We start from the raw sequence: 24,451 nt of genomic DNA on the forward strand, positions 1-24,451 counted from the left end.
TCATGACTTCATATCAATCGGTTCAAACTAAACAAACCTCGGCATCTGGCCAAGCGCACATTATTCAAAATGATGCTGAAGCTTTAGAAATTGCAAAACAGTTTGCTGAGCAATTTAAAAAAACCGCAGTTGAGCGAGACTCTAAGCGGATTTTACCGTATACCGAAATCGATGCATTGAGCCAATCTGGTCTTTGGGCAATTACAGTGCCAAAGCAATATGGTGGTGCCGAAGTTTCAAGTCATACTGTTGCTAAAGTGATTGCACTTTTAAGCGGTGCAGATGGTTCAATCGGACAAATTCCACAAAATCATTTTTACGCTTTAGAAGTATTGCGCAATACAGGCACAGAAGCTCAAAAGCAACGTTTGTATGGCGAAGTGTTAAATGGCACTCGCTTTGGTAATGCACTTGCCGAGTTTAAAACTAAAACTTCAACTCATAAACAAACCAATATCCGTCCGCATGAAAATGGGTATTTGATTCAGGGTGAAAAGTTTTACTGCACAGGAAGTTTATTTGCTCATCGTATTCCAACCTTAGTTTTAGATGATGCGGGTCGAGAATATCTAGCCTTTGTAAAAAGTGGTTCACAAGGATTGAAACTTGTTGATGACTGGTCTGGTTTTGGACAGAAAACCACAGGCAGCGGTACAGTTAAATTTGATCAGGTTTTTGTAGATGCAGATGATGTTGTTCCTTTTGATACTGCATTTTTACAACCAACCTTAGTGGGCCCTTTTGCTCAAATTATGCATGCGTCAATTGAGGTAGGCATTGCACGTGGAGCCTTTGAAGAAAGCTTGCAAAGAGTGCATCAAGCCCGCCCATGGATTGATTCAAATGTAGAAACGGCAAACCAAGATCCTTTAACGATTTATGAATTAGGACGCATTGCCGTAGATGTACGGGCAAGTGAAGTGTTATTAAAGCAAGCTGCGCAATCAATTGATGCCGCAAAAATTGAAACCACACCTGAAAGCATTGCCAAAGCTTCAATTGATGTGGCCAAAGTGCGTGCTCATAGTAGCGATACAGCACTAAAAGCATCGTCTAAGCTGATAGAACTTGCAGGAAGCCGTGGTAGTCAGTCACAAGATGGTCTAGACCGTTTCTGGCGCAATGCACGTGTGCATACGTTGCATGATGCTGCACGATGGAAATATTACTTTATTGGGAACTATGTACTTAACGGTGTTCTACCGCCTCGTCGAGGGACATTGTAATGACAGACTTTAAGGCGAAAGAAATTTTATTAAATGCTTTTGATATGAACTGTGTTGGGCATATTAATCATGGTTTATGGACACATCCACGTGATGAATCACACCGCTTTAATGAACTGAGCTATTGGACAGAACAAGCCAAAACTCTAGAAAGTGGTTTATTTGATGGTTTGTTTATTGCAGATATTACAGGTGTGTATGACGTCTATCAAAACGGTATTGATCTGACTTTAAAAGAGTCCATTCAACTTCCGAGCCATGATCCATCTACACTCATTTCTGCTATGGCAGCAGTCACTCAAAACTTAAGTTTTGGGGTCACTGTGAACTTAAGCTATGAGCATCCGTATCAATTTGCACGCCGCTTTGCGAGTCTCGACCATTTAACTCAAGGTCGTATTGGCTGGAATATCGTTACGGGTTATCTAGATAGTGCCGAACGCTTGATTGGTCAAAAGGGTTTAAAAGACCACGATGCCCGCTATGAACAAGCTGAAGAATTTTTAGAACTTTGCTACAAATATTGGGAAGGTTCATGGGAAAACGACGCCGTTAAAAAAGATAAAGTACAGCGTGTTTTTACAGATCCATCTAAAGTTCACACCATTCACCACCAGGGAAAATATTACCAAAGTGAAGGTGTGTTTCAGGTGTCTCCTTCTGTGCAACGCACCCCGACACTATTTCAAGCAGGTGCTTCACCAAAAGGCATGCAGTTTGCGACTCGCCATGCTGAATGTGTATTTATTGGAGGCGACAAACCCGAAAAAATACGCGAACAAGTGAAAAAGATTCGTGCTCTTGCCGAACAGCAAGGTCGTTCAGCTGATGACATTAAAGTCTTTGTCGGTATAACCGTTGTTGTTGCTGAAACACATGATCTCGCTGTACAGAAACTTAATGAATATCGTCAGTATGCAAGTCCTGAAGCAGGCCTCGCGCATTATGCGAGTTCAACTGGCATCGATTTAAGTAAATTTGCCGACGATGAAGCTATTCCCTACCAAAAAAGTAACAGTATTGTTTCGATTACAGAAAAATTTAAAGAGCAACAAATCACGAAAAATGACTTAAAAGCTCAGCATGTTTTAGGTGGTCGTTATCCCCTCATCGTGGGTAGTGGCGAAGAAGTTGCTGAATACTTAATTCATCTTTTAGATGAGACAGATATTGATGGCTTTAATTTGACACGTACTGTTGCACCTGAGTCTCACCATGACTTTATTCGCTTGGTCATTCCTGAGCTACAACACCGTGGTCGCTATAAAACTGCATATAAAACGGGTTCACTACGGAACAAAATCTTTAATCGGGGTGATCAATTACCAAAACAACACCCTGTTCAAGCGTTCCGATGTAGTCCCTATAACAACAGCAAAAACCTAACAACAATTGAAGAAATAACCGCTTAAATTTGGAGATAGACATGGCTCAAACAGCCTCTAAAAAATGGCTAGGCGTAGGCTTAGTCGTTGTAGTCCTTTTTGTTGCTTTATTCTTTTGGAATAAACACCGTCAAAGTGGCTCAAATGAACTTGTGATTGGTATTAGTCCACCATTTGCAAAAACTTTACAAGCTGCTGCCGATGAAGCAAAGCAACAAGGTTTAAATGTGAAACTGGTTGAGTTTTCTGACTGGAACACACCAAACATTACCTTAAATCATGGGGATATTGATGCGAACTTTTTCCAGCACCAACCGTTCTTAGACAATGCAATTAAAGAAACTGGCTTTAAATTAAAGGCATTTGCAGTAGGTGCAGCATCACACGTGGGACTTTATTCAAAGAAATATAAAAGCCTTGATGAATTGCCACAAAACGCACGTGTAGTCATTCCAAATGATCCAGTGAATCAAGGTCGTGCGCTTCTACTTTTACAGCAAGCTAAATTAATTACGCTTAAAGATTCAAACAACCATTTATCTGCACTTAAAGATGTTGTTTCAAACCCTAAAAACTTGCAATTCATTGAGGTTGAAGGACCGCAAACTGCTCGTGCAATTGATGATGTTGACTTAGCTTTTGGCTACCCACACTACTTGCGCTTAGCAAAAACAGCTGACCCTGATAGTGCACTTTTACTTGATGACAATACCAATAAACGTTATGCAATTTTGTTTGTAGTACGTGACGACTATCAGGACAAGGGCGACAAATTGAAGAAATTTGTTGAGATCTATCAAAACTCGCCAAAAGTTAAAGCTGTATTAGATGCTGAGATTGGGCCAAAACTTTGGTTCCCTGGCTGGAAGTAATAACGGAAAGATTATGGCGATTCAGTTCAAACAGCATAAGCCTTGGTTACTCGGAATTACGATAATTATCGTAGTTCTGGGCCTCGTCGGTTACCGTTATATTAAAAATAAACAAGCCGATGATGTTTTAACGATTGGCATTAGTCCACCTTATGCTGAGTTATTACAAAGCGTTGCCAATGAAGTAGAAAAGCAAGGCGTTCATGTCAAACTCGTTGAATTTTCTGACTGGCGAGCACCAAATGTTGCCGTACAAAACGGCGATATTGATGCAAACTTTTTCCAGCAAAGCGTATTTCTACGTAATGCTGTAAAAGAAACGGGTTATGACTTACATGCATTTGCCGTGGGCTCAGGAAGTCATGTGGGTTTATATTCAAAAAAATATAAATCACTTAAAGACTTACCTTCAAATGCACGTGTTGCTATTCCAAACGATCCCGTCAATTTAGCTCGCGCTTTAATTTTATTGCACCGTGCAGGTTTAATTCAGCTTAAAGACATTAATAATGAACTTTCAACCACTCAAGACATTATTGCTAATCCCAAACAGCTGAGCTTTGTTGAGGTTGAAGGTCCGCAGACAGCACATGCATATAACGATGTCGATTTAATTTTCGGCTTCCCTCACTACTTAAAAATGGCAAAGGTAACCGACCCACATAGCGCATTATTTTTAGATCCAATCGATAAAAAATATGCAATTTTATTTGTGACCCGTCGCGATTACCAAGATAAAAACCAAAAACTTGCAACCTTTGTTAAAGCATTCCAGAACTCAAAACAAGCACAAGATATTCTGGATAAAGACTTTGGCCAAGGTATGTGGTTTCAAGGCTGGAAATAAGGAGAATGACAATGGTGAGTTTTGGATCACAAGTTGATTTTTCTCTACCCCATATCAAAATTCGTGGTTTAAATAAGTTTTACCAATCGCAGGGTCAAAAACTGCATGCTTTAAAAGAGATTAACCTTGATATTCCTCAAGGTAAGATTTTAGGCATTATTGGTAAAAGTGGTGCAGGAAAATCATCCCTACTCCGCACGTTAAATGGCTTAGAACAAGTAAATACAGGCAGTATTCATATTCATCAACAAAACATTGCTGAATTGAGTCATGCCGAGCTTATTCAAACTCGCCAACGAATTGGAATGATTTTTCAACATTTCAATTTGATGTCTGCAAAAACGGTCTGGGAAAATGTGGCATTGCCCTTAAAAGTTTCCAATTACAACAAAGCAGATATCGATCAACGTGTAAATGAAGTTCTGGCACTCGTAGGTCTTGCAGATAAGTCTGGTCATTATCCATCACAACTTTCGGGCGGACAAAAGCAACGTGTCGGTATCGCACGTGCACTTGTCCATCATCCTGAAATTTTACTTTGTGATGAAGCCACCTCAGCACTTGACCCTGAAAGTACTGCCACTATTTTGGCTTTACTTAAAAAGATTAATCAGGAACTTGGTCTAACGATTGTTCTCATCACACACGAAATGCAGGTCATTCGAGAAATTTGTGATCAGGTCGTTGTGATTGACCAAGGTGAAATTGTAGAGGCTGGCCAAGTCTGGTCTGTATTTTCACGACCAGAGCAACAAATTACTCAAGAATTGTTAAACCTTGAGCAGATCACTCTGCCTTTTAAAATCAGTCCTCTACCCGATGAAGATTCAACTCATATTATTGTAAAACTGAAATATGAGGCTGAAGCGCATCAAGTACCCGATATACAAGAGCTACTTGCTAGATTTAAAGCGCCCGTCAATTTATATCAAAGTCAGGTCGATACCATTCAAGGGCACATTATTGGTTCACTTTTAGTCGGTATTCCTAACGTAGAAATTGATCTTTCATCTATACGACAAGACGCATCAACTGCAATTGCACAATTTGAGGTACTTGGCTATGCACGACCAGCTCATTGATTTATTAATTACTGGAACTGTAGACACCTTACTCATGGTAGGTGCATCTGCATTTATTGCTTTTTTAATTGGCTTACCGATTGCTGTTGTTTTAGTTAGCACTTCTGAGCACGGCATTCACCCGTCACAAAAGATTAATCAGGCTTTAGGTTGGGTCATTAACATTACTCGTTCTGTGCCCTTTCTTATTTTAATGGTTGCACTTATTCCGCTTACTCGCTGGATTGTAGGTACAAGTTATGGCGTTTGGGCAGCCGTTGTTCCATTGACGATTGCGGCAATTCCCTTTTTTGCTCGTATTGCAGAAGTCAGCTTACGTGAAGTCGACCAAGGCTTAATTGAAGCTGCTCAAGCCATGGGTTGTAACCGTAAACAAATTATTTGGCATGTGCTTTTACCAGAGGCTTTGCCGGGTATAGTGGCAGGCTTTACCGTGACTATTGTGACTATGATTAACTCCTCTGCGATTGCTGGTGCTATTGGTGCAGGTGGTCTAGGAGACATCGCATATAGATATGGTTATCAACGTTTTGATATGCAAATTATGTTGGCTGTAATTTTTGTGCTGATTGTTTTAGTCATGTTAGTACAAGCGACTGGCGATGCATTAGCCCAGCAACTTGATAAACGTAAAGTTTAAAAGCAATACAACCCCGCTCTAGCCATGACTTTGTCATGGCTTTCATGTAAAATCAGCGACAATTTTTAATTTACACATTTGTGAGTGGTTTTCATGGGTTTTAATTGCGGTATTGTTGGTCTGCCAAACGTAGGGAAATCTACCCTTTTCAATGCATTAACGAAAGCAGCGATTGCAGCGGAAAACTTCCCTTTCTGTACCATTGAACCAAACACAGGTATTGTTCCTGTACCAGATCCACGTTTAGACAAACTTGCTGCGATTGTTAAACCACAGCGTATTTTGCCAACCACAATGGAATTTGTGGACATTGCAGGTCTTGTTGCTGGTGCATCAAAAGGTGAAGGCTTAGGTAACCAGTTCCTTGCTAACATTCGTGAGACTGATGCAATCGCTCATGTTGTACGTTGTTTCGAAGACGAAAACGTAATTCACGTAAATGGTAAAATTGATCCATTAGACGATATCGCAACTATTAATACTGAACTTGCGCTTGCCGATCTTGAAACTGTTGCTAAAGCAATTTTACGCTTAACTAAAGTTGCTAAAGGCGGTGACAAAGAAGCTGTAGCAACTAAAGCAGTTTTAGAAAAAATCCAACCTTTACTTGACGAAGGTAAACCAGCTCGCGCGGCTGATTTGTCTGATGACGAACGTAAATTAGTTCGTGGTTTTGGTTTAATGACTTTAAAACCAACCATGTATATTGCAAACGTTGCAGAAGATGGTTTTGAAAACAACCCACATTTAGAAGCAGTTAAAAAACTTGCGGCTGAAGAAAACGCAATTGTTGTTCCTCTTTGCAACCAAATCGAAGCTGAAATTTCATTATTAGAAGATGAAGATCGTGTTGAGTTCTTAGAAGCAATGGGCATGGAAGAACCAGGTTTAAATGTGGTTATTCGTGCAGGTTATGCGCTTTTAGGTTTACAGACTTATTTCACTGCTGGTGTACAAGAAGTCCGTGCATGGACAGTAAAAGTTGGCGCAACCGCTCCTCAAGCAGCTGGTGTGATTCATACTGACTTCGAAAAAGGCTTTATCCGTGCTGAAGTTGTTGCATATGACGACTTCGTACAATACAACGGTGAAAACGGCGCTAAAGAAGCTGGTAAATGGCGTTTAGAAGGTAAAACTTACGTTGTTCAAGACGGCGATGTAATGCACTTCCGTTTTAACGTATAAGTTAAAGCTCAAAAAAAGCCCCATCATATTGGGGCTTTTTTTATGTTTAATGACTTAAATCCATCGCCTCTCGTTTACTGCGCGCCTCTTGTAAAATACGCGCATGCAAAGGCTTTCTAAAACCTAGCATAAATATAAATTCTGCCAATACAAATAATGGACCTATCGCGAGTCCAATCACATCATCAACAAAAGCTGGTTTTTTCTTTTCGAAATAATGCCCCACAAACTGAAAGACCCATCCAACCACAAAGAAACCAATACTTGCTGCCAACCATTCTCCCAAAGATAACTGGGCAATTTGGCTCGCCAGTGGATAAACAGCGGCTAAAAGAATCAGCATAATTACGCCAAAAACTTTATCTAAAATGAAATAATAGATCGTACTAACTGCAATCAACACTACAGCTAAAGTCAGTTTAAAACTGCCAATATCGACTCCAGCTCTCGCAGTTAAACATAAAATTGAAAACACGATGAGCGGAATACCGATAAAATGCGTCAAAATATTCTTATGATTTAAGTGGTAAGCCGCATATTTGCTAAGCTGTTGCTCCAGATTTGACATGAGTTGTTCCCTATTCATCTATCTATAGTCATACTGTACAAATAAGGAAAACTTAAAGTTGTCAGCTATTTGACAAAGTAATGATTTTTTCATGGATGGGCTGATATTGGATCTTATTTATATTAATCGACTAAGAGAAAACACATGGTTTAGTTTGCTTCCAGAAGCATTCCAAAACTTTATTCTAGAGCATGGTAAGCAAAGAACCTTTGAAAAAAACAATTATGTGTTCCGTGCCCAAGATGTGTTTGATGGCATTTATACTGTGCTTGAAGGCTCAATTAGCTTAGGTTATGTCGATGTAAATGGTAATGAAGCTCTTTCTGCAATTGCTGAGCCAATTATGTGGTTTGGTGAAATATCGCTGATTGATCATGAACCACGTTCGCACGATGCGATTTCTTTGAAAAAAAGTACCGTTCTGCATATTCCTGCAAAACCATTAAATGAATTACTCAAAGACAATCCATATTACTGGTATTACTTTGCTCGTTTAACCAGCCAAAAACTCAGGTACGTTTTCTTAGAACAGATTGCTATCCAAACACGCAGTATTTCTCAAAGGCTTGCTCAACGTCTTCTATTTATTTTAGAAGGATATGGAAATCATACTCTTATTCAAGATCATCACATCCATATTTCTCAAGAACAATTGGCAAATATGCTGACCACATCTAGACAGACGATCAACCATGAGCTGAGTCTGCTTGAAAAACAGAAAATCATCAAAATTGCTTTTAGAAAAATTGAGATTCTAGATATTGAGAAATTGAAAGTAGTTGCTCAAGTCCATTCCTAGTCTTTGCACAACCAGCTATATGATAAAAACTTAAAACCAAATTAAAAAAATAGATAACGCTGCAAAACAACACATTGTTCAAACTCTATTTCACAAAATAAATGTTTTAAAGCAGATATTTTCATTTTACACTCAAGCTGAGCAATAATACTCAACAAGGCGCTGATTAACATGAAAAAATTATCAACAATTCTTACAGCTGGCGTATTGGCTATGTTAAGTGTTTCGGCATTTGCATGTCCAAAAGGAACTCAATTACAAGGTGGTACAGGGCCAAATCATAAAGGCGGAAAATGTGTTGCTGCACACGGCAAAGCAACTGCTAAAAAAGAAGCAGTAAAAGCAAAACAAGATGTTAAAAAAGATATGACTGAACAAAAGCATGAAGCAATGATGAAATCTACACATGCTCAACATGAATCACAGCAAATGACTCATCAAATGAAACAAGATGCAGTGAAAACAGCAAACACAGCTAAAGCTGCGACAAAGCCGTAATTAACATTCACTCATTATCGTTTTAAAAGCAAAAAAGCGAGATTAATCATCTCGCTTTTTTATATTTATAAATTTTATTTTGGAGATGTGTTTCCAAGATTCGGCGTATTGATCGCATCCTTACATTGCGCTTTATCTCGCTCATAGTCTGCTTGTTTCTTAGCAACTGAATCATTATTTTCAAGCGTTTCACGAGCCCACACATCTAAACTTGTCAGGGCTTTACGACAAAGGGCATATTTCCCTTCTGTCACGGAATCAGTCATTTTCACATTAATGCGCCAGTCCGTACTCAATTGACGTAAAGGTTTACGAACTTTGTCATCGATTTGGCTCAACTGCTTTTCATAAACCAAATGCTCAACCGTATTAATCAATGTCCATGCTTTTTGAGCATAAACAGTTGCGTCATTGGTCAGTTTAGGTGCTGGCTTAATTTCTACTTTTTTTTCTGCCTCATGATTACCATTGTCACAGCCCTGCAATGTAAAAATACCTGCACTCAACATGGCGATATAAACTAAACGAATCTTTGCGTTGAACATAGCAAACTGCCGATTAAACATTTCGGCACTATGCTATTAAATTCGGCTACAATACTCAATCTTTCAAGTATTTTTATCATTTGGTTTATTGCCAAGGTGTATTGTGTCCGAACAACAATTGATGCCTGCCCAAACGGCAACTTTTTGGCAAGGCGCCAAAGATAGCCAAGCTATCGTACTCACCTATTTACCCGTTTCTTTTGCCTTTGGCGTTTCTGCATCTCAGTTTGGTTTTACACCATGGGAAGCATTTTTTCTATCTTGTTCAATGTATGCTGGAGCCAGCCAGTTCTTAGTTGTCGCACTTTTAGCCAGTGGTTCATCTATCTGGTTAACTGCATTAACAGTCATTGCACTGGATATTCGCCATGTGCTTTATGGACCAGCTTTATATAACCTGATTCCAAACAAATTAAATCTAAAAAAAACGGCGGTATGGGCTTGGGGCTTAACCGATGAAGTTTTTGCAAGTGGAATGATCCAACTTTCACAGCGTAGACAACAATGGTCCGAGTCTTGGATGTTAGGCTTGAGTCTATTTAGTTGGATGGCTTGGGCAACTGGCTCATTGTTAGGGGGATTATTTGCAGATCAAGTGTCTCATCTTCCAAAGTTTTTACAAGCAGCCTTAGACTTCTTATTGCCTGCTTTATTCTTAAGTTTTTTATTAGCAGCATTTGAGCGAAAGCATAGTCTTGTAGTTGCTGTATCTTTGGTTGTTTCAGCGTTGTCCTGCTATTGGATTAACCTATCTGCGGCTATTTTTATTGGTATTCTTTCAGGCATTTTAGCCGGCTTGTTTAAACATTATGTGCTGAAACAACAAGAAGAGGTCGAAGTTTAAAATGAATCTAGAGATTATTCTGGTTGGTATCATTGTTGGTATTGCCAATTTTGCCTCACGTTTTGGACCATTCTTTGTTATACAAAAGCTACAAGGGACACAGCAAAGACGTGGTTCAGTCTGGCTAAAAATTGCTTTGGGAAGCATTGGTATATCAGCAATTAGCGCCATGCTTATTGTTGCCACTCTTCCGCCACTTCTTGAGAATCCAGATAAAAGCTTAGCCATGCTTATCGGTTTTCTAGTGCTAGCAGGTCTATATTTTAAATTTAAGAAAATTGTTCCGGCAACGTTAACTGCCGCAATTGTTTATGGCCTAATCTATACTTATTTACCTTTATAAATAGATAAACTGATCTTCGTTATATAAAATAAAACCTAGCCAGAAGCCTTTAAAATTGAAACTTCTGGCGTAAAAATCTAATTTTTGAATTGATTAAAAAGATAATCTTACCTACTTAATAGAGATAAAAATGTCACAAGTTAAAATTTACGCCAATGAACAAACGATTATGCAGTATCGAGAATTACTTTCTCATGCAATCCATCAAGCACTTATTGAAGAATTGAAATATCCTATCGAGAAAAGATTTCAGCGTTTTATCAGTCTTAAGTCTGGAAATTTTATCTATCCTGCCGACCGCAGCCAACACTACATTATTATCGAACTCTCAATGTTTGCAGGACGTAGCGCAGCTACTAAGAAACAACTCATTCAAACTTTATTTCGCAATATTGAACAACAATGCAAAATAGCTCCACAAGATATTGAAATTACGATTTTTGAAACTCCTAAAGAAAATTGGGGTATTCGCGGCAAAAATGCAGATGAGTTACTTTTAAACTATCAAGTTAACATCTAAAAAAGTGTCATCCTAATTGTCCGACAAAATTAATTTTTTTATGTGTGATAAAGCTTAACTCCCTCATAAGTTCTGCTATGCTTAAAAAAATAATTTTGTCAGGATGATTCGCATGAGCGTGACACTCGGTACCCCCCTTCAATCTTCTGCATTTAAAGTTTTATTGTTAGGTTCAGGAGAGCTTGGCAAAGAAGTTGTAATTTCTTTACAACGCCTTGGTGTTGAAGTACATGCAGCCGACCGTTATGATCATGCGCCAGCCATGCAAGTTGCACATTTTTCTTATGTGTTAAATATGGCTAATCCAACTGAGTTAAAACAGCTCATTGAGAAAATTAAACCGAATTTAATTGTTCCAGAAATTGAAGCCATCGCCACAGAAGTTTTGCTTGAAATTGAAGCGAACCAAACTGCAACTGTTATTCCTTCTGCTAAAGCTGTAAACCTGACCATGAACCGTGAAGGCATTCGTCGTCTTGCGGCTGAAGAACTTGGTTTACCTACCTCTGCTTACCGCTTTGCTGACTCACTAGAAAGCTTCCGCGCTGCTTCTGATGATATTGGTTATCCAAATTTTGTAAAACCAGTAATGTCATCTTCAGGTAAAGGTCAGTCTCGTGTAAAAAGTTTCGATGAAGTCGATGCTGCTTGGGAATATGCGATGCAAGGTGGTCGTGTTAACCAAGGTACGGTCATCATTGAATCTCAAATTGATTTTGATTTTGAAATTACATTACTTACCGTTCGTGCTAAAAATCCTGAAACTGGTGAAATCGAAACTCACTACTGCGACCCAATTGGTCACCGTCAAGATGCAGGTGATTATGTAGAAAGCTGGCAGCCTCAACCAATGACTGCGGCTGCACTTGAAGAAGCAAAACGTATTGCTAATAAAGTGACAACAGCACTGGGTGGTTGTGGTATTTTTGGTGTAGAGCTGTTTATTAAAGGCGACAAGGTCTGGTTTAGTGAAGTTTCACCTCGCCCACATGATACTGGTCTAGTTACTCTAGCTTCACAATTTCAAAGCGAATTTGAACTGCACGCTCGTGCAATTTTAGGATTGCCAGTAAATACAGCTCGCCATAGTGTGGCTGCTAGTGCAGTTATTTATGCTGGGGTCGATGCAAACAATTTAAGCTACAGGGGCTTAAATACGGCATTAGCTAACCCAAATACCGACTTACGCCTGTTTGGTAAACCAGAAGGTTTCAAACGACGTCGTATGGGTGTGGCAACGGCTCGTGCTGAAAATACAGACCTTGCTCGTACTTTAGCGAAAGAAACCGCTGATCAAGTAAGCGTAAAAACCAACTCTTAATATTTACTTTTTGGTAGACCCATTTTCATGATCAATACATCGCCATTGCTGAACTACGTTACAAGCCATCATGATATTAAAGCCATTAATCAATGGCGAACGGATGTAGAAAAGCAATTGCAGGATTCATATGAAAATGGGCAATCTATTCGGGAAGTCATTAAAGCACGCTCAGACCTCGTTGACGAAGCACTGATCTTTCTGTGGAAACATGCCGAACTTGATCAGACAGGTCTAGGTCTTTTTGCTGTGGGTGGTTATGGGCGCCGTGAAATGTTGCCCTATTCCGATGTTGATATCATGATTTTATCGGAACATGAAATTAACCAAGAAAATGAAAAACGCATTTCTACATTCATTTCCTCTTTATGGGATGTTGGCAATTTCAAGCCCGGCATTAGCGTTCGCACCATTCAAAGCTGTGTTGAACAAGCTGCTACCGATTTAACCGTTGCAACCACACTCATCGAAGCTCGTTTAATTACGGGTAATAGTCAACTTGCAAAATGGCCGCGTCGAATTGTTTCGCAAACGTGGACAGACAAAACATTTTTTGATGCAAAAATGGCTGAACAAGCTAAGCGTTACCATCAACACAACAATACTGAAAGCAACTTAGAACCTGATATTAAAAATGCGCCTGGTGGCATTCGTGATATTAACCAGATTGGTTGGATTGCTAAGCGTCATTTCCGCGTAAACCGTATTTATGACTTAGTTCATTTAGGCTTTATTTCAGAATTTGAATTAAACGTTTTAGAAGAAGCGGAAAGTTTTCTTTGGGAAATTCGTCACCATTTACATCGCTTAGCGAAGCGTGATGAAAACCGTCTTCTGTTCGATCATCAACGAGAAATTGCGGCTCAATTTGGTTACGCTCGTCAAGAAGGTCAGCCTGTAAACTACGGTGTCGAGCAGTTCATGAAACGCTACTACCGTACTGCCCAACAGGTTTCAACACTCAATGAAATGTTATTGGCCTATTTTAGCGAATCAGTTATTACTCCGCGTTTACCAAATTACGAACGTAAAATTGAAGTCGTTAATGACCACTTTAAGATTGTCGACAATAAACTTGCCGTACAGCACCACAAAATATTCGCAGAACATCCAAGTGCTATTTTAGAACTATTCTATATTTTGGCTAATCGACCAGATATTGAAGGTATTCGCGCTCGTACTTTACGCTTACTTATTCTTGCTGCAAAACGTATTAACCAAAATTTTCGAGATAATCCTGAGCATCAAGCCCTATTCATGTCAATCATTCGCTCGCCTTATCGTCTATACGATACTTTGGTAGCGATGAAACGATATGGTGTTTTAGGAAACTATATTCCTGCCTTTGGTCAGATTATGGGCCTTATGCAATATGACCTATTCCATATCTATACAGTCGATGCACACACATTATTATTACTGCGCAATTTAAACCGTTTTAAAGAACCAGAATTTGCTAAAGAGTTCCCTGTTGTAAGCTCTGTTTTCCAGCGTCTTGCACGTCAAGATATTGTGTTTATTGCTGCATTATTTCATGACATTGCCAAAGGCCGCGGTGGAGACCATAGTGAACTTGGTGCAGAAGATGCGATTGAATTTGGACGTGCACACGGCTTTACAGAGCGTGAATGTAAATTAATTGCATGGCTCATTCACAACCATTTGCTCATGTCACTGACTGCTCAGAAAAAGGATATTTCCGATCCGGATGTTGTTAAAGATTTTGCTGAAAAACTTGGCGATATGGAACATCTTGATTATCTATATACTTTAACAGTTGCAGATATTAATGCGACAAATCCAAAACTGTGGAACACATGGCGTGCTTCGCTTATGCGTCAACTTTATACGCATGCCCGTGATGTCATTCGTACAGGTTTAAGCCGTCCTGTTGACTATCAAATGCTAATTGAAGACACCAAATTTGCAGCAAGTGAATTACTGGTGAATAATTTCTCATTGGCAGACGTTGAAAAAGTATGGCAAGAACTGGGCGATGAATACTTCATTAAAGAATCGGCAGATGAAATTGCATGGCACACTCAAGCAATTTTGAAACACGGCGATAACCCAGAGCCATTAGTACTATTACGTGCTCACCGTAAAGCTGCGCAAGATGCCGTGCAAATCTTTATATATACACGTGACCAACCCAACCTTTTTGCAACGACTGTGGCAGTTTTAGACCGCATGAACTTAGACGTTCAAGATGCAAAAATTATCACAGCAAGTACCGCATTTAGCTTAGACACCTATGTTGTGCTCGATCGCTTTGGTACGTTGCTAACCGACCCCGAACGCGAAGAAACAGTTAAAACCGCATTAGTGAAGGCGCTTAGTCAGCCAGACCAATATCCGGGACTTATGCAACGCCGCATTCCACGTCAGCTACGTCACTTCGATATTGAAAATACAGTTGACGTTACGTTGAATGAAGCGTTACAGCAAAATATGGTTGAAATTTCAACACTCGATCACCCCGGACTACTTGCACGTGTAGGTGGCTTATTTATGATGCAAGGTTTAGACATCCATTCAGCTAGAATTGCAACTTTAGGTGAACGTGCAGAAGATATTTTCTTTGTCACGAAAAAAGATGGAAAACCGTTAAATAACGAAGAGGTTAAACTCTTCTCGGAAAAGCTTAAAGCTGCATTAGATGAAGCATCTAATCAAATTTGTCAGCACTGAAACTCAACTACTTGGTAACTGTTTAATGAACTCTAGCTTGTCGTTATTGCACCCATATCCATTTGAAAAGTTAAACCAGCTTTTTAAGGATACTACTCCTGCTAACCTTTCCTTGATTCCTCTATCAATTGGTGAACCAAAGCATCCAGCACCAGAGTTTGTTAAACAGGCAATTATTGACAACTTCAATCACCTCTCAACTTATCCAAATAGCAAAGGCTTACCTGAGCTTCGCCAAAGTATTGCAGACTGGCTCACTAAGCGCTTTAAACTTAATAGCATTAGTGCTGAAAACCACATTTTGCCAGTATCTGGTACGCGTGAAGGGATTTTCTCATTTGTTCAGGCGCTCATTAACCGTGAAGACGCTCCTTATGTAGTAATGCCGAATCCGTTTTATCAAATTTATGAAGGTGCCGCCCTACTTGCCGGCGCAAAACCATACTTCATTAATTGCACCGAAGAAAATGGTTACTTAGGCGATTTTGATGCTGTACCCGCAGAAGTATGGGAAAAAACTGCCCTTCTTTTTGTATGTACGCCGGGCAACCCAACTGGTACTGTGCTTTCTAAAGAACAATTCAAAAAGTTAATCGCCTTATCTGATCAATATAATTTTGTCATTGCTTCTGACGAATGCTATTCAGAACTTTGGTTCGAGCAAGCACCTACTGGTTTATTAGAAGTATGTGCAGAACTTGGTCGTGATGACTATAAAAACTGTGTCGTATTTCATTCACTTTCTAAACGCTCAAACTTACCGGGTTTACGCTCAGGTTTTGTAGCGGGTGATGCAGAATTATTAAAACCATATTTGCAGTACCGTACCTATCATGGTGCAGCAATGCCTGTTCAACATCAGCTTGCATCTATTGCGGCATGGAATGATGAAAACCATGTTGAAGAAAACCGTAAGCAATATCGTGCAAAGTTTGATTTATTCCAAAACGAACTAGGTCACTTATTACCTCTACAAAAGCCAGATGCAGGTTTCTATTATTGGTTAAAAGTCGATAACGATGAAACTTTTGCCAAGATGTTAATGGAAAAAGCCCATATTAAAGTTTTACCGGGTCGTTATTTATCTCGCGACACAGATCAAGGTAACCCTGGCGAAAATCATGTACGTATGGCTTTAGTTGCCGATTTAGCGCAATGTGAAGAAGTAGTTAAGCGTTTGAAAGCAATTCTTTAAGCATAGATAAGTTGTATAGCCTTCATAATTATTTAGCATGAAGGCTATACAACCGACATTAACTATAAGCAATGAGTAAGATTGCAAAACATATAAAAGCCAGACTAGAACAATAATACAGGCCTATCGCTGAACGTTTAATCTGTTCTAGAACTCGATTTTGAAGCAATAGCCGAACCAACAGTAAGTTCCAACCAAGTACGACTCCAGTCATCCACGTACTCATTAGCAATTTTTGAACTAAACTAAATTGATGCTGAATAAGCAGCATCAAACTACTATAAAACATAATATTTTTGGGATTAAGAAGACTAGATTGTATTCCCAACATGAAACTCTTAACTTTATCCTGATGCTGATACTCTTGATCAATCAAATCATTTTTTTCAGTAGCAAAAGTTAAGGTGCCAGCGCGAGCAGCCTTAAAACAAAGATAACTCAAATAAACCAAATACCCAGCCCCAAGCCACTTAAGTACTAAAAGAATAGTCGTACTCAAATTTCCAAGTAACATAAATCCGAACATGCACGCCATCAAAATTAAGGCATTACCAAACGTAATTCCTGCAATGACACCATATGTATAACGCGAACCCTTTTGCAAAAGGCTGGTGAGAATAAGAAAAAAATCGGGTCCCGGAGATAGCAGCGCTAAAAAGTGAGTAAAGGCAATAACTAAGAAAACTTCCATAACGATTTCATCTTTAAAACTGTATGGAATAGCTTAAAAATAGAGAAAAATAATTTATTGTAAATTATTGCGCGGCTGCGAGTTGAAACTGACGAGGAGTGATTCCTGTATGCGCTTTGAAAGCTTTATGAAAATGGCTCTGATCACTAAAGCCCAAATTTACTGCCAACTCCACAAGCGAAATCCCTTGTTTTAATTGAGCTCTGGCTTGATTAATCTTTAAATTAATTTGAAATGCATGGGGTGTTAAGCCAACATTGGCTTTAAATAGACGAATAATTGCATATCGACTAAGACCTACCTGCTGTGCAAGCTCTTCTAGAGAAATAAATCGTTCGGATGATTTAATAATATGAATTAAGGCCAAAAAGTCCTCATACAAATATTGAGTTTTCTGTATTTCTTCTAATATAAAATGAGGTAGTAACAACTGAGTAAGGCAATAGATAAGCGACTGTTCTTTTTCAAGAATCAATTTTTCAGAATCAAATAACGTTTTATTCATACCAGAAAAAGCCTGATATAAAGACTCATCTTTAATAATGAGAGGTTTATGCTGGGGTAAATTTAAATCAAAGCCCTCTTTTTGAAATTCGGCATACCATTGATTAAGCCAAGATATATCCAGATGCAACATCTGGTAACTCCAAACCTGATCAGGTAATGGGTTACAAGAATGTTCTATGTGGGCAGGTACAATGACTAAGGTACCAGAAGAAATCTTTTGTGCTGTACCAAATGAACTTTGAAAAACGCTATTCCCTTCATCTATAGCTCCAATAGAAAATGTTGGATGACTATGAGACTTATAACATGTTCGACTAAAACAAGATCTTCTGGCTTCAACATAAGGCATTCGCCCATCTTGCCAAAACTCAAAAGCTTGAGGAATAGCGTTCATTGAATTCATTAACTTGCTAATGCTTTTTCAATATCAGCTTCTAATGCTTCTGGTTTAGTCGTAGGGGCATAGCGATTAAGCACTGCACCATCTTTCCCTACCAAAAATTTAGTAAAGTTCCATTTAATCGTGCTACTTCCTAAAATACCTTTAGCTTCACGTGTCAAATATCTAAAAATCACGTGAGCTTCTGGGCCTTTTACATCTACTTTAGCAAACATCGGGAATTTCACCCCATAGTTGCGCTGGCAGAACGTACCGATTTCTTTATTGCTACCCGGATCTTGCCCACCAAACTGGTTGCAGGGAAACCCTAAAACTTCCAAGCCTTGATCTTTATATTTCTCATAAAGCTTTTCAAGGCCAGCAAATTGTGGTGTAAAACCACATTTACTTGCAGTATTTACAATTAGTAAAACTTTACCTTTGTAATCAGCTAATTGCTTAACTTCACCCTCTAACAGTTCAGCTTCAAACTGATAAATATTACTCATGGATAGGTTTCCTCATCATTTTTTTCTTGTGATTTAAGTTGTAATGATGCCGAGTTTACACAATAGCGCAAACCAGTCGGCTGTGGTCCATCTTCAAAAACATGCCCTAAATGGGCTTCGCAATCATGACAAACTATTTCTGTTCTGACCATACCATGCGATAAATCGTCATGTTCTTCAATTGCAGTGGGCTCAATCGGTTTAAAAAAGCTAGGCCAACCACAACCACTGTCATATTTAGTATCTGATGAGAACAATTCTGCACCGCAGCAACGGCAGACATAGGTACCATGTTGCTTAGTATTCCAGTATTGCCCCGTAAATGCAGGTTCAGTGCCCTTTTGTCGTGTGATCCGATACTCTTCTGGTGATAACTCTCTTTGCCATTCCCGGTCTGTTTTATTGACTTTTCCCATGACATGCACCTTTATTCTGAAGTAAACATTTCTGATGATTGAGTTTTATATTTACGCCATTCCTCGCAAAAACACTAGTCTCTGAACGTAAAATTTGTTGGAATTTAATCACCTAAGCAATAGAAAGCAAAAAGTAAGCAAAATTCAAAATTTAAAGTAAGCAAATTTATATTTTATTTTCTTCCAAGGAAGCAAATATGGTGCTATTCTTGTTCGGCACGGTTGTATAGGACAAAACATGTCTCAGAAAAAAAGTGTGCTTTTCCAGCAACTATTACCAGTTATCAAACAGTATCAGCAATCGGGCTTTACCCATGAAAAAATTGTTGAATTACTAAAAGATCAACACGATCTGAATTTGGTAACAGTTAAAACATTTAAAAGTTATTTATACCGATATGCAAAAGTGAATCCAGCTATGTCTAAAAATACTGCTATCCTCCAATCCATGCCAACTTCTCGAGAAATAAAGAAATCATCGAAGCTTGAGCATGTTTGTTATGACATTCGCGGACCAGTATTACGAGCCGCCAATGAAATGGAAGAGCAAGGACATAAAATCATCAAGCTCAATATCGGCAACCCTGCTCCATTTGGTTTTGAAGCCCCACAAGAAATTATTAATGACGTTGCTTTAAACCTACCAAATGCGATTGGTTATGTTGACTCAAAAGGTATCTTTCCAGCACGTAAAGCTATCTGCCAATATTACCAACAAAAAGGCATCCTAAATATGCACGTGAATGACGTGTATATTGGTAATGGTGTGTCTGAACTTATTGTTATGGCGATGCAAGGCCTACTTGATGATGGCGACGAAATGTTGATTCCAATGCCGGATTATCCGCTTTGGACAGCAGCTGTTAATCTTTCAGGTGGTACAGCAATTCACTATAAATGTGATGAAGAAAATAGCTGGTATCCAGATATTGCTGACATTGAAAGCAAGATTACATCGAATACTCGCGGTATTGTCATCATTAACCCGAACAACCCTACTGGTTCAGTCTATCCACGTCATATTCTTGAACAGATTGTAGCGCTTGCAAAGAAATATGATCTAATTTTATTTGCTGATGAAATTTACGACAAAATTATTTATGACGGTATTGAACATGTTTCAGTAGCATCATTAGCTGGCGACCAGCTTTGCGTATCTTTTAATGGTCTATCAAAAGCTTATCGTATTGCAGGTTTCCGTTCAGGCTGGATGGCAATTACCGGAGATAAAAGCCGCGCTGCTGACTATATCGAAGGTTTAGATATGTTGGCATCAATGCGTCTATGTGCAAACGTTCAGGCTCAATATGCGATTCAAACTGCTTTAGGCGGTTATCAATCAATTAATGACCTGATTCGTCCGGGTGGCCGTTTGTACGAACAGCGTAATATTGCTTGGGAAATGCTAAATGAAATTCCTGGCGTAAGCTGCGTAAAACCAGATGGAGCAATGTACTGTTTCCCTCGCCTTGATCCAAACATCTATCCAATTGAAGATGACGAAAAGTTAATGCTTGATTTGTTACGCGCAGAAAAAGTGTTATTGGTCCAAGGTACAGGTTTTAATTGGCCAACTCCAGATCATTTCCGTGTGGTTTTCTTACCAGCTGAAAATGAATTACGAGAAGCAATCACTCGTTTAGGTCGTTTCTTAGCCAATCGTCGTTAAAAAAATGCATATCAAAAAAGGCATCTTAAATTAGATGCCTTTTTTGATAATTTTATTTAATTAATTTAAAAAAGAATAATTACAAACTCTTCCGAACTTCCACTTAAATTTAAATAACTATTTGAATTTAAGTAATTTTAATTAAAAATTTAATTTATTTAATCTTTAAAATCTGTTTAACAATTCATTTCTATATTTTTTACCATACGTTTAAATTTGTGCGTAATTTCACATTTCCCGCAATCTTCATTATGCAAAAAATGCATGGATCAATATTTTTTTGCATTTCACACTGCTTCAAAATCGAGCAACAATCCCTTCCCATAACAACATCACCATATTCGATTCGGTTAAAACAGATTCAGATATCTAGGAAGATAAAATCGGTAGAACGACCGGACTGAACTAACAAGGAAAGCTTTCAATCATTCAAATCCCATCAAAGAATGATTGAATCAAATGGATAGAGGTTCATATGAAGCAAAAGAAATTGCTCAAGTATATTGTTATTGCTATTTTACTTGGCGTACTGACAGGCTGGATTTGTCACCACTTTTTTAATGAAGGTGACCAACTCAAACAAATCGCTTCTTATTTTAGCATCGGCACAGACATCTTTTTACGCCTCATCAAAATGATTATTGCTCCATTGGTATTTGCCACAATTGTTTCAGGCATTGTATCAATGGGGAAATCTACATCGATTGGTAGTATCACACTCAAGTCAATGACTTGGTTTATTACTGCTTCGTTTGTATCACTTGCCATCGGCATGGGTTTAGCAAACTTTTTCCAACCAGGCGCAGCTCTAGATTTAGCACTACCAACAGCTCAACAACTTAGTGGCGCTTCTCTCCCAGAGACTACTGGCTTTACACTGCAATCATTTTTAAGTCATGTGTTCCCACGCAGCATTGCAGAAGCAATGGCAAATAACGATATTTTACAAGTACTTGTTTTCGCTATTTTCTTTGGTTCAGCACTCGCTTTTGTAAATCAAGGCAACGAAAAAGATTCAGTTATTGTTCGTTTGACTGAAGAACTTAGCAAGATCATGTTCCGTATCACCGATTACGTCATGATGTTTGCACCTTTTGCAGTATTTGCTGCAATTGCTTCAGCAATTACAGTACAAGGTTTAGGCTTAATTGTTGACTACGGTATTTTAATCGCTGAGTTCTATTTCGGTCTTCTATTACTTTGGATCATTTTGTTCTCTGTTGGTGCAATCGTACTTAAAAAAGATATTTTCCGCTTAGGTAAATTAATTCGTGAACCTGTAACTCTTGCTTTCGCTACAGCTTCAAGTGAGTCTGCCTACCCTAAAGTAATGGATGCACTCAATAAATTTGGTGTGCCTAAAAAAGTAACCAGCTTTGTATTACCGTTGGGTTATTCATTTAACCTAGATGGTTCAATGATGTACACCACGTTTGCAGTACTGTTTATTGCTCAAGCTTACAACATCGATCTTAGCTTCACTCAACAAATCTTAATTCTGTTAACTCTGATGGTGACAAGTAAAGGTATTGCAGGTGTATCACGAGCTTCAATCGTGGTTATTTCAGCAACACTCACCATGTTCCATTTACCTGAAGCTGGCATTCTCTTATTGCTTGGTATCGATCAGTTCCTTGATATGGGTCGTACTGCAACAAACGTAGTAGGTAACAGTATTGCTACCGCAGTTGTTGCTAAGCTTGAAGGCGAAAAAGTAGCAGATACTGAAGAGCTACCAGAGCCTGTATTAATTAAATCAACTCAAGAACAAACGCCCGCTTAAGTTTCTCTTTTCTCCCACTCTCCCAACTTAAGAGCAATTTTATATGACCTTATAAAATTGCTCTTCTTTTTATTCTAAAATTAAACAATAAAAATTTATGTGTATTTCCATATTAAATAATGAACCCAATAATGTATTTTTACTGCTATTAAATTTTCTTAAAACAAACCTTAAAAAGAGAATAAAATTCACCCAAACAGAATTTATATTCTTAGAAACAAACATCAATTGATTAATTTTTAATTCATTTTATTACCACTTAATTATATTAAACTATTGAAATTATTGTTTAGTTTATCTATCAAAAAATTTATATAATTTTATTTACAAACAATATGATATATAATCAATGATATATAAATACCAAATGGTAAAGAAAAAGCATATCACACCCATTATTTTTAAATTTTATAATAATAAGAAAATCATTTGTATCGTTTATATAGAAAACAAAAAAATTGAGATAAATTAGAAAAACTTAATAGATTTTTTATTTTATTCATGATATTTATTAACGCTAAATAAAGGCAATGACTAAGCAATTGTTGATGAAACAAAATGCTATTCAGGGATGCTTCTTATTCAAACAAGTTACGAATATGTTTTACATGGTATGTATTTTGCTTAGGAAAAGCAGGCGTATTCGGCAAACTTCTACTTCGTCACTTCATAAGGATATTTTCGATGTTGACTAAAACTGTTAAATCTTTAGGTTTAGCGATGGGCTTATTGGCCTGCTCTCTCCCACTTTACGCAAAAAATAATGTAGTTGTTGTAGCCACTGGCGGTACTATCGCGGGTGCTGGCGCAAGCTCAGCAAACAGTGCAACCTACACTGCTGCAAAAGTTCCAGTTGATGCCTTAATTAATGCTGTTCCACAAATCAAAGATTTGGCGAATGTCACTGGTATTCAAGCATTACAGGTCGCTTCTGAAAGTATTACTGACAAGGAATTATTACAAATTGCTCGTCAAGTAAATGAGCTGGTAAAAAAACCATCTGTTAATGGTGTCGTGATTACTCACGGTACAGACACTTTAGAAGAAACAGCATTTTTCTTAAATCTTGTTGTTCACACTGATAAACCGATTGTTATTGTTGGTTCAATGCGTCCTTCAACTGCTCTTTCAGCAGATGGACCACTTAACCTTTATAGCGCAGTTGCTTTAGCAGCTTCTGATGATGCAAAAAATAAAGGCGTTATGGTTCTGATGAACGACTCTATTTTTGCAGCGCGTGATGTCACTAAAGGCATTAACATTCATACAAATGCTTTTGTTAGCCAATGGGGCGCTTTAGGTACATTAGTTGAAGGCAAGCCATACTGGTTCAGACAGTCTGTAAAACGTTTTACAAATGCTTCAGAATTTAATATCGAAAATATTAAAGGTGATGCACTTCCTCTAGTACAAATCGTTTACGGTTCAGATTCTATGCTTCCTGATGCTTATGAAGCATATGCAAAAGCTGGTGCTAAAGCGATTATCCATGCAGGTACTGGTAACGGTTCTGTTGCGAACTATATCGTTCCAACTTTACAAAAACTTCATGATAAAGACGGTATTCAAATTATCCGTTCATCACGTGTACCACAAGGTTTCGTATTACGTAATGCTGAACAACCTGACGATAAATATGGTTGGGTAGCTGCTCATGACTTAAACCCACAAAAAGCACGTCTTCTTGCTGCATTAGCTCTTACTAAGACTAATGATGCTAAAGAAATTCAACGTATGTTCTGGCAGTACTAAGTTTTTCAACCAGCTCAAACCTTGGTGTTTGAGCTGGTCTTATTTTATAAAAATAATGTCTTTTATATTAAAACTGTACAATAGATGTTCAACTCATTCTTCTTGAATAATAAAATCACTAACAGTTTGCCAAAATATTAACCATTTCCTTTTAACTTTGCGTGTTAAACTATGCTTCGGTCGC

Annotated in this window: 24 protein-coding genes; 18 read left to right on the top strand and 6 right to left on the bottom strand. The window is 38.3% G+C overall.

The window, feature by feature from the left end; translation table 11 throughout:
• The first annotated feature begins 2 nt into the window (after nucleotides 1-2).
• The 7 genes from MJX77_RS16435 (at nucleotide 3) to ychF (ending at nucleotide 7,237) form a co-directional block, all read left to right on the top strand.
• Nucleotides 3-1,226 (top strand): SfnB family sulfur acquisition oxidoreductase, encoded by a 1,224-nt coding sequence (locus MJX77_RS16435; protein WP_252059694.1) that lies wholly within the window; start codon nucleotides 3-5, stop codon nucleotides 1,224-1,226.
• Complete coding sequence (locus MJX77_RS16440; protein ID WP_252059696.1) at nucleotides 1,226-2,638, top strand: LLM class flavin-dependent oxidoreductase; 1,413 nt, start codon at nucleotides 1,226-1,228, stop codon at nucleotides 2,636-2,638. Before MJX77_RS16435 ends, MJX77_RS16440 begins: the two co-directional genes overlap by 1 nt.
• Nucleotides 2,639-2,652: 14 nt before the next feature.
• Entirely contained in the window at nucleotides 2,653-3,483 is an 831-nt protein-coding gene (locus MJX77_RS16445; protein ID WP_005304526.1) for a MetQ/NlpA family ABC transporter substrate-binding protein, read from the top strand.
• 13 nt (nucleotides 3,484-3,496) lie between these two features.
• Nucleotides 3,497-4,330, top strand: a complete 834-nt coding sequence (locus tag MJX77_RS16450; protein ID WP_151822572.1) for a MetQ/NlpA family ABC transporter substrate-binding protein — start codon at nucleotides 3,497-3,499, stop codon at nucleotides 4,328-4,330.
• 5 nt (nucleotides 4,331-4,335) lie between these two features.
• Nucleotides 4,336-5,412, top strand: coding sequence for a methionine ABC transporter ATP-binding protein (locus MJX77_RS16455; RefSeq protein WP_078225416.1), 1,077 nt, complete (start codon nucleotides 4,336-4,338; stop codon nucleotides 5,410-5,412).
• On the top strand, nucleotides 5,393-6,052 hold the full coding sequence (locus MJX77_RS16460; RefSeq protein ID WP_004792864.1) for a methionine ABC transporter permease: 660 nt from the start codon (nucleotides 5,393-5,395) through the stop codon (nucleotides 6,050-6,052). Before MJX77_RS16455 ends, MJX77_RS16460 begins: the two co-directional genes overlap by 20 nt.
• 93 nt (nucleotides 6,053-6,145) lie before the next feature.
• Complete coding sequence (gene ychF / locus MJX77_RS16465; RefSeq protein ID WP_252059698.1) at nucleotides 6,146-7,237, top strand: redox-regulated ATPase YchF; 1,092 nt, start codon at nucleotides 6,146-6,148, stop codon at nucleotides 7,235-7,237.
• A gap of 46 nt (nucleotides 7,238-7,283) precedes the next feature.
• On the opposite strand, the gene MJX77_RS16470 is transcribed toward ychF, so the two are convergent.
• Complete coding sequence (locus MJX77_RS16470) at nucleotides 7,284-7,805, bottom strand: Mpo1 family 2-hydroxy fatty acid dioxygenase (RefSeq protein ID WP_252059699.1); 522 nt, start codon at nucleotides 7,803-7,805, stop codon at nucleotides 7,284-7,286.
• Nucleotides 7,806-7,896: 91 nt separating this feature from the next.
• On the opposite strand from MJX77_RS16470, the gene MJX77_RS16475 reads away from it, so the two are divergent.
• Both MJX77_RS16475 and MJX77_RS16480 read left to right on the top strand, forming a co-directional pair.
• Nucleotides 7,897-8,604, top strand: coding sequence for a Crp/Fnr family transcriptional regulator (locus tag MJX77_RS16475; RefSeq protein WP_198308437.1), 708 nt, complete (start codon nucleotides 7,897-7,899; stop codon nucleotides 8,602-8,604).
• Between the two features lie 171 nt (nucleotides 8,605-8,775).
• A complete protein-coding gene (locus MJX77_RS16480; RefSeq protein WP_004792870.1) occupies nucleotides 8,776-9,102 on the top strand; it encodes a hypothetical protein in 327 nt (108 codons plus the stop codon).
• Nucleotides 9,103-9,176: 74 nt separating this feature from the next.
• Here MJX77_RS16480 and MJX77_RS16485 read toward each other — a convergent pair whose 3' ends face one another.
• The gene (locus MJX77_RS16485) at nucleotides 9,177-9,647 is read right to left on the bottom strand and encodes a hypothetical protein (RefSeq protein ID WP_176564279.1); all 471 of its coding nucleotides are present in this window, start codon (nucleotides 9,645-9,647) and stop codon (nucleotides 9,177-9,179) included.
• A gap of 121 nt (nucleotides 9,648-9,768) precedes the next feature.
• On the opposite strand from MJX77_RS16485, the gene MJX77_RS16490 reads away from it, so the two are divergent.
• The 6 genes from MJX77_RS16490 to dapC all read left to right on the top strand — a co-directional run bounded on the left by MJX77_RS16490 (nucleotide 9,769) and on the right by dapC (nucleotide 16,561).
• Entirely contained in the window at nucleotides 9,769-10,491 is a 723-nt protein-coding gene (locus MJX77_RS16490) for an AzlC family ABC transporter permease (protein ID WP_081402146.1), read from the top strand.
• 1 nt (nucleotide 10,492) lies between these two features.
• A complete protein-coding gene (gene ygaH, locus MJX77_RS16495; protein ID WP_151767955.1) occupies nucleotides 10,493-10,834 on the top strand; it encodes an L-valine transporter subunit YgaH in 342 nt (113 codons plus the stop codon).
• Nucleotides 10,835-10,964: 130 nt separating this feature from the next.
• The gene (locus MJX77_RS16500; RefSeq protein WP_252059701.1) at nucleotides 10,965-11,354 is read left to right on the top strand and encodes a tautomerase family protein; all 390 of its coding nucleotides are present in this window, start codon (nucleotides 10,965-10,967) and stop codon (nucleotides 11,352-11,354) included.
• A 103-nt stretch (nucleotides 11,355-11,457) separates the two neighbouring features.
• Nucleotides 11,458-12,675, top strand: a complete 1,218-nt coding sequence (purT, locus tag MJX77_RS16505) for a formate-dependent phosphoribosylglycinamide formyltransferase (protein ID WP_252059703.1) — start codon at nucleotides 11,458-11,460, stop codon at nucleotides 12,673-12,675.
• 27 nt (nucleotides 12,676-12,702) lie between these two features.
• Nucleotides 12,703-15,366, top strand: coding sequence for a [protein-PII] uridylyltransferase (gene glnD / locus MJX77_RS16510; RefSeq protein ID WP_252059704.1), 2,664 nt, complete (start codon nucleotides 12,703-12,705; stop codon nucleotides 15,364-15,366).
• Nucleotides 15,367-15,391: 25 nt separating this feature from the next.
• Complete coding sequence (gene dapC, locus MJX77_RS16515) at nucleotides 15,392-16,561, top strand: succinyldiaminopimelate transaminase (RefSeq protein ID WP_252061353.1); 1,170 nt, start codon at nucleotides 15,392-15,394, stop codon at nucleotides 16,559-16,561.
• Nucleotides 16,562-16,619: 58 nt separating this feature from the next.
• Here dapC and MJX77_RS16520 read toward each other — a convergent pair whose 3' ends face one another.
• From MJX77_RS16520 to msrB, 4 genes are all read right to left on the bottom strand, one after another.
• Nucleotides 16,620-17,252 (bottom strand): LysE family translocator, encoded by a 633-nt coding sequence (locus MJX77_RS16520; protein WP_252059706.1) that lies wholly within the window; start codon nucleotides 17,250-17,252, stop codon nucleotides 16,620-16,622.
• Between the two features lie 64 nt (nucleotides 17,253-17,316).
• Entirely contained in the window at nucleotides 17,317-18,162 is an 846-nt protein-coding gene (locus MJX77_RS16525) for an AraC family transcriptional regulator (RefSeq protein ID WP_252059707.1), read from the bottom strand.
• Nucleotides 18,162-18,647, bottom strand: coding sequence for a glutathione peroxidase (locus tag MJX77_RS16530; protein WP_005304488.1), 486 nt, complete (start codon nucleotides 18,645-18,647; stop codon nucleotides 18,162-18,164). The genes MJX77_RS16525 and MJX77_RS16530 overlap by 1 nt, the downstream gene beginning before the upstream one ends.
• Nucleotides 18,644-19,063 (bottom strand): peptide-methionine (R)-S-oxide reductase MsrB, encoded by a 420-nt coding sequence (gene msrB / locus MJX77_RS16535; RefSeq protein ID WP_004792889.1) that lies wholly within the window; start codon nucleotides 19,061-19,063, stop codon nucleotides 18,644-18,646. The genes MJX77_RS16530 and msrB overlap by 4 nt, the downstream gene beginning before the upstream one ends.
• 238 nt (nucleotides 19,064-19,301) lie before the next feature.
• Between msrB and MJX77_RS16540 the strand changes: the two genes are divergently transcribed.
• The 3 genes from MJX77_RS16540 to MJX77_RS16550 all read left to right on the top strand — a co-directional run bounded on the left by MJX77_RS16540 (nucleotide 19,302) and on the right by MJX77_RS16550 (nucleotide 24,267).
• Nucleotides 19,302-20,732 (top strand): pyridoxal phosphate-dependent aminotransferase, encoded by a 1,431-nt coding sequence (locus MJX77_RS16540; RefSeq protein ID WP_198308441.1) that lies wholly within the window; start codon nucleotides 19,302-19,304, stop codon nucleotides 20,730-20,732.
• A 475-nt stretch (nucleotides 20,733-21,207) separates the two neighbouring features.
• A complete protein-coding gene (locus tag MJX77_RS16545) occupies nucleotides 21,208-22,515 on the top strand; it encodes a dicarboxylate/amino acid:cation symporter (protein WP_013198151.1) in 1,308 nt (435 codons plus the stop codon).
• A 684-nt stretch (nucleotides 22,516-23,199) separates the two neighbouring features.
• Nucleotides 23,200-24,267: a type II asparaginase gene (locus MJX77_RS16550; protein WP_013198152.1), complete on the top strand. Its 1,068-nt coding sequence runs from the start codon at nucleotides 23,200-23,202 to the stop codon at nucleotides 24,265-24,267.
• Nucleotides 24,268-24,451 lie beyond the last annotated feature (184 nt).

It is taken from the genome of Acinetobacter sp. AHP123 (genome assembly GCF_023757925.1).
GTDB classification, from domain to species: Bacteria; Pseudomonadota; Gammaproteobacteria; order Pseudomonadales; family Moraxellaceae; genus Acinetobacter; species Acinetobacter oleivorans.

What these genes read in the sequence shown, in the direction of transcription:
- MJX77_RS16435 (WP_252059694.1), top strand. Translation starts at nt 3, where the DNA reads ATGACTTCATATCAATCGGTTCAAACTAAACAAACCTCGGCATCTGGC.
- MJX77_RS16440 (WP_252059696.1), top strand. Translation starts at nt 1,226, where the DNA reads ATGACAGACTTTAAGGCGAAAGAAATTTTATTAAATGCTTTTGATATG.
- MJX77_RS16445 (WP_005304526.1), top strand. Translation starts at nt 2,653, where the DNA reads ATGGCTCAAACAGCCTCTAAAAAATGGCTAGGCGTAGGCTTAGTCGTT.
- MJX77_RS16450 (WP_151822572.1), top strand. Translation starts at nt 3,497, where the DNA reads ATGGCGATTCAGTTCAAACAGCATAAGCCTTGGTTACTCGGAATTACG.
- MJX77_RS16455 (WP_078225416.1), top strand. Translation starts at nt 4,336, where the DNA reads ATGACAATGGTGAGTTTTGGATCACAAGTTGATTTTTCTCTACCCCAT.
- MJX77_RS16460 (WP_004792864.1), top strand. Translation starts at nt 5,393, where the DNA reads ATGCACGACCAGCTCATTGATTTATTAATTACTGGAACTGTAGACACC.
- ychF (WP_252059698.1), top strand. Translation starts at nt 6,146, where the DNA reads ATGGGTTTTAATTGCGGTATTGTTGGTCTGCCAAACGTAGGGAAATCT.
- MJX77_RS16470 (WP_252059699.1), bottom strand. Translation starts at nt 7,805, where the DNA reads ATGTCAAATCTGGAGCAACAGCTTAGCAAATATGCGGCTTACCACTTA.
- MJX77_RS16475 (WP_198308437.1), top strand. Translation starts at nt 7,897, where the DNA reads ATGGATGGGCTGATATTGGATCTTATTTATATTAATCGACTAAGAGAA.
- MJX77_RS16480 (WP_004792870.1), top strand. Translation starts at nt 8,776, where the DNA reads ATGAAAAAATTATCAACAATTCTTACAGCTGGCGTATTGGCTATGTTA.
- MJX77_RS16485 (WP_176564279.1), bottom strand. Translation starts at nt 9,647, where the DNA reads ATGTTCAACGCAAAGATTCGTTTAGTTTATATCGCCATGTTGAGTGCA.
- MJX77_RS16490 (WP_081402146.1), top strand. Translation starts at nt 9,769, where the DNA reads ATGCCTGCCCAAACGGCAACTTTTTGGCAAGGCGCCAAAGATAGCCAA.
- ygaH (WP_151767955.1), top strand. Translation starts at nt 10,493, where the DNA reads ATGAATCTAGAGATTATTCTGGTTGGTATCATTGTTGGTATTGCCAAT.
- MJX77_RS16500 (WP_252059701.1), top strand. Translation starts at nt 10,965, where the DNA reads ATGTCACAAGTTAAAATTTACGCCAATGAACAAACGATTATGCAGTAT.
- purT (WP_252059703.1), top strand. Translation starts at nt 11,458, where the DNA reads ATGATTCGCATGAGCGTGACACTCGGTACCCCCCTTCAATCTTCTGCA.
- glnD (WP_252059704.1), top strand. Translation starts at nt 12,703, where the DNA reads ATGATCAATACATCGCCATTGCTGAACTACGTTACAAGCCATCATGAT.
- dapC (WP_252061353.1), top strand. Translation starts at nt 15,392, where the DNA reads ATGAACTCTAGCTTGTCGTTATTGCACCCATATCCATTTGAAAAGTTA.
- MJX77_RS16520 (WP_252059706.1), bottom strand. Translation starts at nt 17,252, where the DNA reads ATGGAAGTTTTCTTAGTTATTGCCTTTACTCACTTTTTAGCGCTGCTA.
- MJX77_RS16525 (WP_252059707.1), bottom strand. Translation starts at nt 18,162, where the DNA reads ATGAATTCAATGAACGCTATTCCTCAAGCTTTTGAGTTTTGGCAAGAT.
- MJX77_RS16530 (WP_005304488.1), bottom strand. Translation starts at nt 18,647, where the DNA reads ATGAGTAATATTTATCAGTTTGAAGCTGAACTGTTAGAGGGTGAAGTT.
- msrB (WP_004792889.1), bottom strand. Translation starts at nt 19,063, where the DNA reads ATGGGAAAAGTCAATAAAACAGACCGGGAATGGCAAAGAGAGTTATCA.
- MJX77_RS16540 (WP_198308441.1), top strand. Translation starts at nt 19,302, where the DNA reads ATGTCTCAGAAAAAAAGTGTGCTTTTCCAGCAACTATTACCAGTTATC.
- MJX77_RS16545 (WP_013198151.1), top strand. Translation starts at nt 21,208, where the DNA reads ATGAAGCAAAAGAAATTGCTCAAGTATATTGTTATTGCTATTTTACTT.
- MJX77_RS16550 (WP_013198152.1), top strand. Translation starts at nt 23,200, where the DNA reads ATGTTGACTAAAACTGTTAAATCTTTAGGTTTAGCGATGGGCTTATTG.